Raw genomic sequence first — 14,696 nt, 5'->3', positions numbered from 1 at the left:
TCACACGAGTCGGCTGACGATATCCATCCAGGTGAGCGAGCCAATGGTGAAGGCGCCGAGGGTGACGAACGCGGCCAAATCCTTGATGAAGGTGATCATGTCGGTGTCTCCGTTGAATGCTCTCCTTGTATGTTCTCGTTTTGTTCTTGTCGAGATTGAACTCCGTGAACAGCGTGGATTGCCGCTGATTGGTTAGCTGATCGTTAAGGGATGAACGGTGCGAGCGAGGTCCCTGCCGGTTGTTAAGGCGGGGAGAAGAAGCTGCGCGTGACCATTCAGGCGGCCGCCAAATGGCAGAGGTACAGAAGGCAAACGCCCCTTCCCCGGCCTGGCCGAGGAGAAGGAGCATCAAGCGTCAGCGGCCGAGGCTAAAGCGTGTGTTCGACGACCAGACCGCCACGCAAGGTGACAATGCGGTCGGCCCTGCGAGCAAGGTCATGATTGTGGGTGGCGATCAAGGCCGCGGCGCCTTCGTTGCGGATCAGGGAGCGCAACGCTTCGAACACCAGGTCGCTGGTGTCCGGATCGAGATTGCCAGTCGGCTCATCGGCAAGGATGACCTTGGGGTGGTTGGCCGCGGCTCGGGCAATCGCGATGCGCTGCTGTTCACCGCCCGAGAGTTCGGCCGGCCGATGGGTCGCCCGTGGCTTTACGCCAAGCAAGTCGAGCAGTTCCATCGAGCGTGCTTGTGCCTCCGCGCTCGTCTTGCCCGCGATCAGCTGGGGCATGGAGACATTTTCCAGCGCCGTGAACTCGGGCAGCAGGTGGTGGAACTGGTAGACATAGCCAACTGTCGATCGCCGCAATTGCGTGCGGCCACGATCACCAAGCTTGCTGGTGCGGATGCCGGTGATCTCCACCTCGCCGCTTTGCGGCGACTCCAGCAGCCCGGACAAGTGCAGCAATGTGGATTTACCCGCACCCGAGGGCGCGACGAGGGCAACCAGCTCGCCGCTCTCCACCGTCAGATTGGCGGCTTCGAGCACGCGAACAGTCGCGTCGCCCTGGCCATAATGGCGGTGAACATCGGTCAGGACGAGGTGCGGTCTACTCATAGCGAAGCGCCTCTACCGGATCGTATTGGGCTGCCCGCCAAGCGGGATAAAGGGTGGCCAAAAAGCTCAGCGCGAGCGCAAGGCTTACCACGATGGTGACTTCCAGCGGATCGGTCTTGGACGGCAAGGACGACAGAAAGAACACCTCAGGTGGGAAAATCGCCACTCCGAGCGTATTGGAAATGAACGCTCGCAGCGGCTCGGCATTGGCAGCAACGATAAGCCCCAGAACGGTTCCGACCACCGTTCCGATCACCCCGATCGTCGTGCCTGTGATGGAAAAGACCCGCATGATGGCGCCGCGCGTCGCGCCCATGGTGCGCAGCACCGCAATGTCGGCGCTCTTGTCCTTCACCAGCATGATCAGGCTCGAGATAATGTTGAAGGCCGCAACCACGATGATCATCGATAGGATGGTGAACATCACCACCCGTTCGACCTGAAGGGCCGAGAAAAAGGTCTCGTTGCGCTGCTGCCAGTCGGTCAACACCAATGGACGACGGTCCGGATCAGAAAGCCGCTCGCGCATCAGCGTGACGTCATCGGGATTATCGATGAAGATCTCGGCGGCCGTTACGCGCGGCACCCGCTCATAGGCGGCATCGATTTCCGCATCAGTGGCCATGGGTCCGAGCGGGGGCTGTCCGGGCTTGAGCACCTCGTCTACGAGCTTGAAGTAATCCTGCGCGGGCTCCAGCGGCATATACATGAACAGCGAGTCGAACTCGATCATGCCCAGATCAAAGATGACGCTCACCGGGTAGGAGCGGATCTGGGGCGTGCTGCCAAATGGCGTCATCGCCCCATCCGGATTGATGATGGTTACCTGGTCTCCCAACGACAGGCCAAGCGTTTGGGCCAGGCGGTAGCCAATGGCAACGCCACGGCCTTCATCCCAGCCATCCCAGCCGCCTTGCTCGGCGGCCTGGTACAACAGGTCCAGCTTCTGGATGTTCTCCAGGTCCATGCCGCGAACGCTGACCCCGGTTGAATTGCCGCGCCCGGATGCCAGCACCTGCCCTTCCACGAAGTAAACCGCGAAGTTCACGCCTTCGACCTCTTCAAGATCCGCGATGGCAGATTTGTAGTCGGTGAACTCACGCTCGATCGGGAAAGCCGTGAAGTGGCCATTCAGCCCCAGGATCTTTGTCAGCAATTCCTCGCGAAAGCCGTTCATCACCGACATAACGACGATCAGGGTCGCAACGCCGATGGCGACGCCAACCATGGTCAGGCTGGCAATCACGGAGATGAATGCTTCCTTGCGGCGGGCGCGAAGATAGCGGCCGGCAATCATCCATTCGAAGCGGGAGAACGGGCGCGTGCCAGCGCTCGCGGCGGGCTGGACCTGATCGGTCAAATGTCGGTCTTTCTTTGCGGTTCAATCAGCGAGCGGAGCCGCTCGACGGCGGCGGCGATGGGCAGCGTCTCGCGCTCGCCGGTCTTGCGATGCTTGATCTCGGCCTCACCCGATTTGAGCCCACGTGGCCCAAGGATGATCTGGTAGGGAATGCCGACCAGATCGGCGGTAGCAAACTTGCCGCCCGCTGGCTGATCGCGATCGTCATAGAGCATGTCGAGACCCGCTGCCTGCAGCTCGCCATAAAGGGCGTCACACGCCGCATCGCAGGCGGCATCGCCGGCCTTGAGATTGATCAGCACCGCTTCGAATGGGGCGACGCTGACGGGCCAGATGATGCCGGCATCGTCATGGCTGGCTTCGATGATCGCCGGCAGCAGCCGGGTCAGGCCAATGCCATACGAACCCATATGCACGATGGTTTCCTTGCCGTCCGGACCGGTGACGCTCGCCTTCATGGGCTCGGAATACTTGGTCCCGAAGTAGAAAATATGGCCGACCTCGATGCCGCGCGCGGAAATGCGCTTGTCCTCGGGCACCTGGGCCTCGTAATCGCCCATGTCCACCATCTCCTCGGTGGCAGCGTAGAGCGAAGTCCAGTCGTCGACGATGGGGTTGAGGTCGCCGCGGAAGTCGGTGTCCTTGGCCGGAATCGGCTTGTCCAGCAGGTCGCGGTGGCAGAACACCTGGCTTTCGCCGGTTTCGGCCAGGATGATGAACTCATGGCTGAGATCGCCGCCAATCGGGCCGGTATCGGCGCGCATCGGGATGGCGGTGAGCCCCATACGGGCATAGGTGCGCAGATAGGCGACGAACATGCGCTGGTAAGCGCGAACGGCGTCTTCCTTGGTCAGATCGAAGCTATAAGCGTCCTTCATCAGGAATTCGCGCGAGCGCATCGTGCCGAAGCGCGGGCGCACCTCGTCGCGGAACTTCCACTGAATGTGGTAGAGGTTGAGCGGCAGATCCTTGTAGGATTTCACGTAGGCCCGAAAGATGTCGGTGATCATCTCCTCGTTGGTGGGGCCATACAGGAATTCGCGCTCGTGCCGGTCCTGGATGCGCAGCATTTCCTTGCCGTAAGCATCATAGCGGCCGGATTCCCGCCACAGATCGGCGGACTGGATCGTGGGCATGAGTAGCTCCACGGCGCCGGAGCGGTTCTGCTCCTCTTCGATGATGCGCTGCACCTTCATCAGTGCCTTATAGCCAAAGGGCAACCAGCTATAGAGGCCCGAAGCCTGCTGGCGGATCATGCCGGCGCGCAGCATCAAACGATGCGAGACGATCTCGGCTTCCTTGGGAACGTCACGGAGCACTGGCAGGAAATAGCGAGACAGGCGCATAGCGACTCCGAAAACATTAAAGCGAGGCAAGGGCTTGCTTGATGCCTATTGAAGGGCCGCGCGTCCATCCAATTCAAGCATAGAAGGCATGCAGAATCTGCGTGACAGTCCTACAACAACTTGTTAGGTTCCGTGTCAATAAAGCAAAGGCGGTTCACACCGCTAGACGTCGGCAGCGTCAGGGAGGAGCGTTGGCAGCCGCTTTCGAGCGAGCCTAAGACCAGCGTATGTCGTCAAACTCAAACAAGCAGGGCCATGTGCCCTGCTTTTTTGATTCAGTACCCTAGTCGCGCTACCCGCAAGACTAGGGGAGAGCGACTGCTTCCCGGTCATCGGCGCATCTGATCACCGTTCAGTATTGATGTCCCTCGATCGAACCGGCGCACTCAGCGGTTCCAGTAGTCGTGCAAGATACCGTTGTTGACACCCCAGAGCAGCAAGGGCGTCACAACTGCAGCAAGGAGAGTCGCCACAATGACCTTGCGCAACAAGCGCGGCACTGCCGGCGCACCCGGCTCGGTGCCAGGCGTCACATTGCCAATCTCATGCTGGCTTTGTGTGCCGATGGGCAGCACCGCGACAAAGCAGAGCCACCAGACGACAAAGAAGACAGCGAGGATCGAGCCGATCGGCATGGCAATGCTTCTTTCCTATTTGCCAACGAGACATGCGCGCGGCCGATACTAAAGTCGAGGGGGCAGAATGCCGCCCTCAAGCTTCAGTTCGGACGATCATACCCGGTGCACGAACACCGAAACATTGGGCTTGCGGCCCCAATAAAGGTTCACCTCGTTGCGGATCGCCTTGAATATCGCCGAGTTGAGCACTTCGGCATCGCTGCGCCGCTTGGGGGGCATGCTTTTCAACACGCCGGCAATCGTGTCCTCGACCAGGTCGGTCAGGGATTCGTCCTCGGTCTCAGGCAAACCTTCAACAACCAGGTCGGGACCCGAAACGATCTGGCCATTGCTGCCGACGCAGAGGCTGACCACCACATGGCCGCCAAAGGACAGGCGGCGCCGACCCTTGACGCCGGATTCCTCAGGCGTGCACAGCACCAGACCGTCGAGATAAAGCTCGCCGGTGCGCACTTCGGCCGGAAAGGCCAGCGGCTCTGGGAACAAGCGCACCATGTCGCCATTGCGCGCATCGATCACATTGGGAATACCTGACTCCCGACCAAGCTTGGCATGCGCCTGCAGATGCGCCGCCTCGCCATGCACTGGCACCAGCACCTCGGGCTTTACCCAGGAATATAGCTTTTGCAGCTCGCCACGGCGCGGGTGGCCCGTCACATGGACCAGGCCATTGTTCTGGGTGATCAGCTCCACGCCCTTGTCGATGAGGAGGTTTTGGATATCGATCACTTCGCGCTCGTTGCCAGGAATGGCCCAGGACGAGAAGATCATGCGATCGCCCGCATTGAGCTCAATGACCGGGTGCTCGCCCCGGGCAATGCGAGCAATGGCCGCGCGCGCTTCGCCCTGCGAGCCGGTGCAGATCAAAACGACCTTGTCGCGCGGTAGGCCCCGATAAGCATCCTGGTCCAGCAAGGGCGGCAGACCTTCGAGCATGCCCAGCTCGCGGGCAATGCCCATGATCCGGTGCAGCGAACGACCCGACAGCACGACCTGACGCCCCGCCTTTTCAGCGGCGCGTACGATTGAAACAACCCGGCCGACATTGGACGCAAAAGTCGTGACCGCGACGCGATTTGGTGCATTGGCGATCAGCGCTTCGAGGTTGATCGCGACCTCGGCTTCGCTCGGGCTTTCGCCCTCCTTCATTGCGTTGGTCGAATCGCAGACCAAAGCAAGCGGCGTCGAGGTATCCTCGCCAATAGCCTGCAGGCGGGCAAAATCGGTCGGCTTGTTGATCACCGGCGTAGGGTCGAGCTTCCAGTCACCCGTGTGCAGCACGCGACCGATGGGAGTCGAGATCAGCAGCGCATTGCTTTCGGGGATCGAGTGCGCGACGTTGATCGCCTCTATGGTGAACGGGCCGACATTGAACGGCTTGCCCGGCTGCATGATGGTGACATCGACATTCTCGACAATGCCATCCCCTGCCCGCTTGGCGGCCAGCATGGCGGCCGTAAAGGGCGTGCAGTAAACCGGCTTTTCAAAACCCGGCCACAGATCCAGTACAGCGCCGTAGTGATCTTCGTGGCTGTGCGTCAGGATCAGTCCAAGCACGTCATCAGCGCGTTCTTCGAGAAATTCGGGATTGGCCATGATCAGCTCGATCCCGGGCAGATCGGGACCGCCGAAGCTGACGCCGCAATCAACAACGATCCACTTGCGCGAGCGCTCAGGGCCAAAGCCATAGGCGCCCATATTCATCCCGATTTCGCCGACGCCGCCGAGCGGCACAAAAACGAGTTCGTCCCTTTGGTTTTGAGCCATGGGTTATTCAGTCCTTTCTTGGCGCGGCGCGCGGCGAACTTTGGCCACCGGTCGTCAACGCATATATTTGCGGTCAGCTCTGGGCGCTGGCCGTTGCCCCAAAATGTACGTCGCCAGCCGTGATGGCGATGCGACGATCGTCAGGCGCGCGCACAATCAGGCGTCCGCTGCCATCGATGGTTTCGAAGACGCCCCGCAGGACCTCTCCGTTCTGATTTATTGCCACCGGAGCCCCAATCCCGGCAGCGGCGGAACGCCACTCCTCAAGGATTGCTTCAACGCCGCGGCCGTCATCCCACAGCCTGAACGCTTCAACCCATGAATCGCTCAAGGACGCAAAGACTCGCTCAGCCGACTCGGACGCGCCAAGTTCCACGAGGCTCGTTGCGGGATAAGGCAGCCCGGTCGGCGCGGCAACCACATTGACGCCGAAGCCGATCACGACCGCCTGCCGCCCGTCAGGCGCCTTACGACCCTCCAGCAAAATGCCGGCGAGCTTAGCACCATCGGCCAGCACGTCATTGGGCCATTTCAGTGCTATCCGCGCGGGCGCACCACTTGCAGTGCCATCGGCACCATCGAGGCCGATCCGCAATCTGCCGGCCGACAGCAATTGAGCAAGTGCGCGGTTCATTGCCACCCCGGCTACGAAGCCGAGTGTTGCAGCCAAAGTGGGGTCGGCTTCGGGCACGATCAAGAGCGTGGCGGCCAGATTACCAGCCGGGGACTCCCAAAGCCGTCCACGGCGCCCCCTGCCTGCTGTTTGCTGACGGGCAGCGAACCATAACCCACCGGGATCGCCCGCCCCCGCGGCGGCGAGCGCCTCAGTATTGGTTGAGCCGATCGAGTCAAATCCGCGCAGGCGATACCCTGCCGCCCGCGCGGAGCCACCAAGAACGAACGACGTCACCTAGAACAAGCTTCCAGCCGCGGCATTAGCGGCAGAGGCAAGCGAATTGCCCAGGGTGAAGTAGTAAGTCACGACAAGGAAACCGCTGGCCGCCATGATCACGGTCAGCTCACGCGGCGCCGCTACAAACTGGCGCGTCGGTTCGTCGAAATACATGGTCTTGATCACGCGCAGGTAATAATAGGCGCTCACAGCTGAAGCCAGCACGCCGATCACGGCCAGCACGAAGAGCTGCGCTTCGATGGCCGCAAGGAACACGTACCACTTGGCGAAGAACCCGGCCAACGGTGGTAGGCCGATCAGCGAGAACATCAGGATCGCAAAAATGGCCGCCACAAAGGGCCGAGACTGTGCCGCACCGGCAAGGTCATCGATGTTCTCGACGTAACCGGCTTCGGTGCGCAGCGACAACAGGCAAGCGAACAGCCCTACAGTCATGGCCAAATAGATTGCCATGTAGATCGCGACGCCTTCCACCCCAACCTGCGTGCCGGAGGAAAGCCCCACAAGCGCAAAGCCGACATGGCCAATGGATGAATAGGCCATCAGGCGCTTCAGCGACTTCTGGCCAATGGCGGCAAAGGATGCCAGCACCATGGAGGCAATCGACAAAAAGATCACGATCTGCTGCCAGTCGCGGGTGATGGGCTCAAAGCTGTCCATCACCAAGCGAACCATCAGTGCCATGGCGGCGACCTTGGGCGCCCCGGCCATGAAGGCGGTAACGGGCGTTGGCGCACCTTCATAAACGTCGGGCGTCCACATATGGAACGGCACGGCAGACATCTTGAACGCGACGCCCGCAAGCAGGAACACCAGGCCAAAGATCAGCCCGATCGAGCGACCTTCGTTGGCGATCGCGGCAACAATACCCTGCAGATTGGTTTGGCCGGTGAAGCCATAGATCAGCGAGGCGCCGTAGAGCAGCATGCCCGAGGAGAGAGCACCCAGCACGAAGTACTTGATGCCCGCCTCGGTGGCGCGGCTATCGTCGCGCTTGATCGCGGCGAGCACATAAACCGCCAGCGACTGCAGCTCGATGCCAATATACAGGCTCATCAGGTCGTTGGCCGACACCATCACCATCATGCCCAAAGTCGCGAGCAGGATCAGAATGGAATACTCGAACCTGTGCGTGCCGTTCTCGTCAGCGTGCGGCCACGACATCATCAGCGCGAATGCCGAACCAACCAGCACCAGTGCCTTCATGAAGCGGGCAAAACCGTCCTGGATGAAGACGCCATTGAACAGCACGCCTTCAGCAGGCTGGAACACGACGAGCGCTGCCGTTGCCACCAGCAATACCACGCCCAGCATGCTGACCAGTGAAGAACGTTCTTTGTTGAGGATGACACCGACAAGCAGCAGCACAATTACGCCGACTGCCATCAGCATCTCAGGATAAGCGGGAGCCAGGCTCGCGAAATCGATGACGTCTGAGTTCACGGGGTTCCCCTCCTAGTGGGCAACAGCCACTTCGGCCGGCGCAGCAGCGCCGATCGAGGCGGAATAGTGGGCAACCAGATTGTCGACCGCGGCCGCGGTAGTATCGAGAATGGGTGCCGGATAGAAGCCGAAGAAGATGATCAGCGCGATCAATGGGTAAAGCGTCAGTTTTTCGCGCAGGTTGAGGTCGAGCATACCCCGCAGCGTTTCCTTGGTGAACGCGCCAAAGATCACACGTCGATACAGCCACAGCGCGTAGCAAGCCGACAGGATAATGCCGAAGGCCGCGAAGAACGCCACCCAGGTATTGACCTGGAAAGCACCCATCATGGTCAGGAACTCGCCGACAAAGCCGGACGTGCCGGGAAGGCCGACATTGGCCATGGTGAAGACCATGAACGCCACGGCATAGCGCGGCATGGGCGAAACCAGCCCACCATAAGCGGCAATGTCGCGCGTATGCAGCCGGTCATAAATGACGCCAACCGACAGGAACAAGGCACCCGAGACCACGCCGTGCGAGAGCATCTGGAAGATGCCACCCTGGATGCCGAACTGGTTGCCGGCAAAAATACCCATCGTCACAAAGCCCATATGGGCCACAGACGAATAGGCGATCAGCTTCTTGATGTCCTGCTGCACGAGGGCGATCAGCGAAGTGATGATGATCGCCGCCACCGACAGTACGAAGATGACATTGGCAAACTGTGCCGAAGCATCGGGGAACATGGGCAGCGAGAAGCGCAGGAAGCCATAGCCACCCAGCTTGAGCAGGATTGCCGCAAGGATCACCGAGCCAGCGGTCGGCGCTTCGACGTGCGCTTCGGGCAGCCAGCGGTGCAACGGCCACATCGGCATCTTGACCGCGAGCGAAGCGAAGAACGCCCACCACAGCCAGGGCTGCATTTCGATGGGGAAATCATGGGTCAACAGGCGCGCGATATTGGTGGTGCCGGCACTCCAATACATGGCCATCATGGCCAGCAGCATCAGCACCGAGCCGACAAAGGTGTAAAAGAAGAACTTGTAGCTGGCCTGGATCCGGCGCTTGCCGCCCCAAATGCCGATGATCAGGAACATCGGCAGCAAGGTGCCTTCGAAGAACACATAGAACATGGCCAGATCGAGCGTGGTGAAAACGCCGATCATCAGCATCTCGAGCACGAGGAAGATGCTCATATATTCCTTCACCCGGAAGGATATCGACTCCCAGCTGGCCAGGATGCAGAACGGCATCAACAGTGCCGAGAGCACCACAAACAGCACCGAGATGCCGTCCACGCCCACACGGTAACCGATATTATCGCCGATCCAGGGGCGGTCGACGACGAACTGGAAACCGGGATTTGCCGGGTCGAACATCGACCACATCCACAGCGACAGCACGAAGGTCACCACCGTGGTCGCCAATGCGGTCCAGCGGATCGCGTCGAACGCCGTCCTGGGCATGAAGAGGATCGCCACTGCGCCAAAAAGCGGCAGGAAAGTCAGGATCGTCAGGATAGTGTTGGCGAAGGTCATCAGATCAGTCCCCCGGCCGCAATGGCCCAGGTCAAAAGCGCCGCAATGCCGATCAGCATCACAAATGCGTAGTGGTAGAGATAGCCGGACTGGAGCTTGACGACCCATGAGGTGACGTTGTTGACCCGCCGTCCAACACCTTCGGTCAGCTTGGCATCGATCAACCAGTCATCAAAGCCATGCCAAAGCGCGCGGCCGATCCACAAGGCAGGACGCACGAAGATCGTGTTGTAGAGCTCGTCGAAGTACCACTTGTTGAGCAGGAACTTGTAGAGGCCAGGATTGGTCTCAGCGAGCCGGCGTGGGGTTTCAGGCGAGCGGATATACATATACCAGGCCGTCACAAACCCAATGATCATCGCGAAAGTGGCTGACCACTTCACCCACAATGGCACATGGTGCGCAGCCTCGATGATCTCAGGCTCAATAACGACCGAGCCGGCGAAGAAGTGTTCGATATGGCCCACGTCATGGAAGAACATGCCGTAGAACACCGCACCCGAGAACACTGCGCCAACTGCGAGCACATATAGCGGCACCAGCATGACATTGGGCGCCTCGTGGGCGTTGTAATAAGCACTGCCGTGATGACCATGAGCATGATCGTCATGGGCAGCATGCGCATCGCTGGCCGTCGCCGGCTCATGATGGGTTTCGGAGTCGCTATGCTCTGGCTCGGGATGAGCCGTCAGCGCATGCTGGGCATCGCGGGGCGAGCCGTGGAAGGTCAGGTGAATGAGGCGCCACGAGTAAAAGCTCGTGAACACGGCCGCGATCACCAGCAGCCAGAAGGCCATCGAGCCCACATTGCCGCCATAGGCGTAAGCCGCCTCGATGATGGAGTCCTTGGAGAAGAACCCGGCAAAGCCGATGAACTCGGTGCCCGGAATACCCACACCCGTCAGCGCCAGGGTGCCGATCAGCATCATGGCATAGGTGATCGGGATCTTCTTGGCGAGGCCACCCATGTTGCGCATGTCCTGCTCGTGATGCATGGCGTGGATCACGGCGCCCGCACCCAGGAACAGCAATGCCTTGAAGAAGGCGTGCGTGAAGAGGTGGAACACGCCGGCCGTATAAGCCCCCGTCCCCAGCGCCACGAACATGTAGCCCAGCTGCGAACAGGTGGAATAAGCGATCACGCGCTTGATGTCGTTCTGCACCAGACCGACCGTCGCGGCAAAGAACGCGGTGATCGCGCCGATGACGATGATGAAGGTCAGTGCCGTCGGCGAGGTTTCGAATAGCGGCGACAGCCGTGCAACCATGAACACGCCGGCCGTCACCATGGTCGCGGCATGGATCAGCGCAGACACGGGCGTTGGGCCTTCCATGGCGTCGGGCAGCCAGGTGTGGAGCAGGAACTGCGCCGACTTGCCCATGGCACCCATGAACAACAACAGGCAGATCACCGTCATCGCATGCAGGTCCCAGTTCAGGAACCGCATGCTCGCTTCGGCTGCCTCTGGGGCAGCATGGAACGCGCTGTCAAAGTCGAGATGGCCGAGCACCATGAAGGCGCCAAAGATGCCGAGCATGAAGCCGAAGTCGCCCACGCGGTTGACGATGAAGGCCTTCATGGCGGCAGCATTGGCCGATGGACGGGTGTACCAGAAGCCGATCAGCAGATAGGAGGCGAGGCCCACGCCTTCCCAACCAAAGAACATCTGGAGGAAGTTGTCGGCGGTCACCAGCATCAGCATGGCGAACGTAAAGAGCGACAGATAGGCGAAGAAGCGCGAGCGATGCGGATCCTCGGCCATGTAACCAATGGAATAAACGTGCACGAGGCTGGAAACGGTGGTGACGACCACCAACATGATAGCCGTGAGCGTGTCGACGCGCAGCGTCCAGTGCATGTTCATGCTGCCGACCTGAATCCAGCGCATCAGGTCGACCTTGAGCACCGCGGCATGGCTGCCCTCGGCAATCTCGGCTCCGACCAGCCCGCCGCCAAAGGCGATGGGCAGGAAGACGATCCAGCTCAGCACTGCGGCAATGATCAGCAAGCCGGTGGTGACGAATTCGCTCGGCCGATGGCCGATAATACGGCCCAGCAGGCCGGCAATGAGGGCGCCCGCGAGGGGCAGGAAAACAATCGCTTGGATCATAGCGGTGCTGCTTAGCCCTTCATCTGGTTGACGTCTTCAACCGCAATCGAGCCGAGATTGCGGTAGAAAATTACGAGAATGGCGAGGCCAATGGCCGCCTCGGCAGCCGCCACCGTCAGGATCAACAGCGCAAAGACCTGCCCCTGCAGATCGCCCAGATGCGCGCTGAATGCCACGAGGTTGAGGTTGACCGCCAGGAGGATCAACTCGATCGACATCAGAATAACGATGATGTTGCGGCGGTTGAGGAAAATGCCGAACACGCCCAGCGTGAACAGGATTGCCGCGACGGTCAGGTAGTGACCGAGGCCGATTGCCAAGCCCATGATTGCTCCTACAGCCCTTGACCGCTTTTGACTTTGACGACTTCCAGCGTGTCCGCGGGCTGGCGATTGACCTGCACCGACGGGTCCTGGCGCTTGATGCCGGGCTTGTGGCGCAGCGTCAGCACAATTGCACCGATCATTGCCACCAGCAGAATCGCGGCCGCGCCCTGGAACAGGAACACGTAGCGCGTATAAAGCACCTGCCCTAATGCGCGCGTATTTTCAACGCCCGCGTCGATCGGCAAAGCGCCAATTCCACCTGCTTCCGGTGCGATCCAGGAGCTGCCGGCCACGAGCAGGAGCTCGAGCAGCAATACGATCCCCACAAGGACGCCGATCGGTGCATATTGCAGCGAGCCGCGGCGCAGGTCCTTGAAGTCAACGTCCAGCATCATGACGACAAACAGGAACAGCACTGCCACAGCGCCGACATAAACCACGATCAGGATCAGGGCGAGGAACTCGGCGCCGGCCAGCATGAAGAGGCCTGCAGCGTTGACGAACACCACGATCAAAAACAGCACCGCGTGCACGGGATTGCGCGAGGACACGACCATGAACGCCGAAGCGATCGCCACGACCGAGAAGAGATAGAAAAAGAACAGGGGAAGGCTCATCCGGTCTTCCTTCAGCGATAAGGTGCGTCGGTGGCGATGTTGTGAGCGATTTCGCGCTCCCAGCGGTCGCCATTGGCCAGCAGACGCTCCTTGGAGAAGTAAAGCTCCTCACGCGTTTCGGTGGCGAACTCGAAATTGGGGCCCTCAACGATCGCATCCACCGGGCAGGCTTCCTGGCAGAAGCCGCAATAGATGCACTTCACCATGTCGATGTCGTAGCGCACCGTGCGCCGGGTGCCGTCATTCTGGCGGGGGCCAGCTTCGATGGTAATGGCCTGTGCAGGACACACCGCTTCACACAGCTTGCAGGCAATGCAGCGCTCTTCCCCATTGGGGTAGCGGCGCAGGGCATGCTCGCCACGAAAGCGCGGGCTTACCGGGTTCTTTTCGAACGGGTAGTTCACCGTCGGCTTGGGCGTGAAGAAGTAGCGCATGGCGAGGAAGAACCCCGTCACGAACTCCTTGAGCAGCAGCGAATTTACAAATCTCAGGGCGTGCATCAGGCAACCCCTCCATGCCAGCCCCAGCCAGTCAGCTGCAGGACGAATGCGAGAACAATGACCGAAACCAAGGAAAGCGGCAGGAAGATCTTCCAGCCCAGGCGCATCAACTGGTCATAGCGATAGCGCGGCACGATGGATTTGGTCATGGCGTAAAAGAAGAAGAAGAAACACACCTTGAGCACGAACCACACCGCACCCGGGATCCAGGTGAAGGGCGGCAGGTCGATCGGCGATGTCCAGCCGCCCATGAACATGATGGTCATCAGCGCGCACATCAGGATGATGGCGATATACTCGCCCAGCATGAACAACAGGTAAGGCGTAGAGGAATATTCCACCATGAAGCCGGCCACCAGTTCCGACTCTGCTTCGGGCAGGTCAAATGGCGGGCGGTTGGTTTCGGCCAGAGCCGAAATCATGAACACGATGAACATCGGGAACAGCGGCAGCCAGAACCAGTTGAGGAAGGTCAGCCAGGGCAGCCCGATCATGTGCGCCAGGCCCATCTCATACTGCGCCTGCACGATATCGGTCAGGTTCAGTGAGCCCACGCAGAGCAGCACCGTGATGATCACGAGGCCGATCGAGACTTCGTAGCTGACCATCTGCGCCGCCGAACGCAGCGCGCCCAGGAACGGGTATTTCGAGTTCGAGGCCCAGCCGCCGATGATCACGCCGTAAACGCCGAGCGAGGAGATCGCGAGCACGTAAAGAATGCCCACATTGATGTCGGCAATCGCCCAGCCGGGGCTGATGGGAATAACCACCCAGGCCGACAGCGACAGGGTCGCAGTGATCAGCGGCGCCAAAAGGAACATGAGCTTGTCCGACCCAGCGGGCAGGATAGGTTCCTTGAACACGAATTTGAGTAGGTCGGCAAAGCTCTGCAGCAGGCCAAACGGGCCCACGACGTTGGGGCCACGGCGGATCTGCACGGCCGCCCAGATCTTGCGGTCGGCGAGCAGGATGAAGGCGGTGAAAATCAGCAGCGTAACGAGGAGCAGCAGCCCCTTATACACGAAGCCGACCTGGGTCCCCCCGAGGAAGGGCACGCCAAGCAGGTAGTCAAGAACGGCCATAACAGAGTCCATAGCGC

The 14,696-nt window shown here is 60.3% G+C and carries 13 protein-coding genes; all 13 read right to left on the bottom strand.

Going from position 1 to position 14,696, the window contains the following annotated elements; translation table 11 throughout:
* Window positions 1–368: 368 nt before the first annotated feature.
* Window positions 369–1,055 (bottom strand): ABC transporter ATP-binding protein, encoded by a 687-nt coding sequence (locus tag HRQ64_RS11045; RefSeq protein WP_172123312.1) that lies wholly within the window; start codon window positions 1,053–1,055, stop codon window positions 369–371.
* A complete protein-coding gene (locus HRQ64_RS11040; RefSeq protein WP_172124976.1) occupies window positions 1,048–2,352 on the bottom strand; it encodes an ABC transporter permease in 1,305 nt (434 codons plus the stop codon). Before HRQ64_RS11040 ends, HRQ64_RS11045 begins: the two co-directional genes overlap by 8 nt.
* Window positions 2,353–2,411: 59 nt before the next feature.
* Window positions 2,412–3,761: a proline--tRNA ligase gene (gene proS / locus HRQ64_RS11035; RefSeq protein ID WP_172123311.1), complete on the bottom strand. Its 1,350-nt coding sequence runs from the start codon at window positions 3,759–3,761 to the stop codon at window positions 2,412–2,414.
* 386 nt (window positions 3,762–4,147) lie between these two features.
* Entirely contained in the window at window positions 4,148–4,396 is a 249-nt protein-coding gene (locus HRQ64_RS11030; protein ID WP_172123310.1) for a DUF1467 family protein, read from the bottom strand.
* A 96-nt stretch (window positions 4,397–4,492) separates the two neighbouring features.
* Complete coding sequence (locus tag HRQ64_RS11025; protein ID WP_172123309.1) at window positions 4,493–6,166, bottom strand: ribonuclease J; 1,674 nt, start codon at window positions 6,164–6,166, stop codon at window positions 4,493–4,495.
* A 73-nt stretch (window positions 6,167–6,239) separates the two neighbouring features.
* Window positions 6,240–7,076: a biotin--[acetyl-CoA-carboxylase] ligase gene (locus HRQ64_RS11020; RefSeq protein ID WP_172123308.1), complete on the bottom strand. Its 837-nt coding sequence runs from the start codon at window positions 7,074–7,076 to the stop codon at window positions 6,240–6,242.
* A complete protein-coding gene (gene nuoN, locus HRQ64_RS11015; protein ID WP_172123307.1) occupies window positions 7,077–8,522 on the bottom strand; it encodes an NADH-quinone oxidoreductase subunit NuoN in 1,446 nt (481 codons plus the stop codon).
* Window positions 8,523–8,534: 12 nt separating this feature from the next.
* On the bottom strand, window positions 8,535–10,043 hold the full coding sequence (locus tag HRQ64_RS11010) for an NADH-quinone oxidoreductase subunit M (protein WP_172123306.1): 1,509 nt from the start codon (window positions 10,041–10,043) through the stop codon (window positions 8,535–8,537).
* The gene (gene nuoL, locus HRQ64_RS11005) at window positions 10,043–12,154 is read right to left on the bottom strand and encodes an NADH-quinone oxidoreductase subunit L (protein ID WP_172123305.1); all 2,112 of its coding nucleotides are present in this window, start codon (window positions 12,152–12,154) and stop codon (window positions 10,043–10,045) included. The genes HRQ64_RS11010 and nuoL overlap by 1 nt, the downstream gene beginning before the upstream one ends.
* A gap of 11 nt (window positions 12,155–12,165) precedes the next feature.
* Window positions 12,166–12,474, bottom strand: coding sequence for an NADH-quinone oxidoreductase subunit NuoK (gene nuoK, locus HRQ64_RS11000; protein WP_127755220.1), 309 nt, complete (start codon window positions 12,472–12,474; stop codon window positions 12,166–12,168).
* Window positions 12,475–12,488: 14 nt separating this feature from the next.
* Window positions 12,489–13,097: an NADH-quinone oxidoreductase subunit J gene (locus HRQ64_RS10995; protein ID WP_127753048.1), complete on the bottom strand. Its 609-nt coding sequence runs from the start codon at window positions 13,095–13,097 to the stop codon at window positions 12,489–12,491.
* Window positions 13,098–13,108: 11 nt separating this feature from the next.
* Complete coding sequence (gene nuoI / locus HRQ64_RS10990) at window positions 13,109–13,597, bottom strand: NADH-quinone oxidoreductase subunit NuoI (protein ID WP_127753047.1); 489 nt, start codon at window positions 13,595–13,597, stop codon at window positions 13,109–13,111.
* Complete coding sequence (nuoH, locus tag HRQ64_RS10985) at window positions 13,597–14,679, bottom strand: NADH-quinone oxidoreductase subunit NuoH (RefSeq protein WP_248305287.1); 1,083 nt, start codon at window positions 14,677–14,679, stop codon at window positions 13,597–13,599. Before nuoH ends, nuoI begins: the two co-directional genes overlap by 1 nt.
* Window positions 14,680–14,696 lie beyond the last annotated feature (17 nt).

This window comes from Devosia sp. 919 (assembly GCF_013185965.1).
Classification (GTDB): Bacteria; Pseudomonadota; Alphaproteobacteria; order Rhizobiales; family Devosiaceae; genus Devosia.
The sequence above is the reverse complement of the archived record's forward strand: the minus strand, read 5'-3'. Positions and strand labels throughout refer to the sequence as shown.

Excerpts from the sequence above, each read along its gene's own strand:
- HRQ64_RS11010 (WP_172123306.1), bottom strand. The coding sequence starts at position 10,043 with ATGACCTTCGCCAACACTATCCTGACGATCCTGACTTTCCTGCCGCTT.
- HRQ64_RS11030 (WP_172123310.1), bottom strand. The coding sequence starts at position 4,396 with ATGCCGATCGGCTCGATCCTCGCTGTCTTCTTTGTCGTCTGGTGGCTC.
- proS (WP_172123311.1), bottom strand. The coding sequence starts at position 3,761 with ATGCGCCTGTCTCGCTATTTCCTGCCAGTGCTCCGTGACGTTCCCAAG.
- HRQ64_RS11040 (WP_172124976.1), bottom strand. The coding sequence starts at position 2,352 with ATGATTGCCGGCCGCTATCTTCGCGCCCGCCGCAAGGAAGCATTCATC.
- nuoL (WP_172123305.1), bottom strand. The coding sequence starts at position 12,154 with ATGATCCAAGCGATTGTTTTCCTGCCCCTCGCGGGCGCCCTCATTGCC.
- nuoI (WP_127753047.1), bottom strand. The coding sequence starts at position 13,597 with ATGCACGCCCTGAGATTTGTAAATTCGCTGCTGCTCAAGGAGTTCGTG.
- HRQ64_RS10995 (WP_127753048.1), bottom strand. The coding sequence starts at position 13,097 with ATGAGCCTTCCCCTGTTCTTTTTCTATCTCTTCTCGGTCGTGGCGATC.
- HRQ64_RS11025 (WP_172123309.1), bottom strand. The coding sequence starts at position 6,166 with ATGGCTCAAAACCAAAGGGACGAACTCGTTTTTGTGCCGCTCGGCGGC.
- nuoH (WP_248305287.1), bottom strand. The coding sequence starts at position 14,679 with ATGGCCGTTCTTGACTACCTGCTTGGCGTGCCCTTCCTCGGGGGGACC.
- HRQ64_RS11045 (WP_172123312.1), bottom strand. The coding sequence starts at position 1,055 with ATGAGTAGACCGCACCTCGTCCTGACCGATGTTCACCGCCATTATGGC.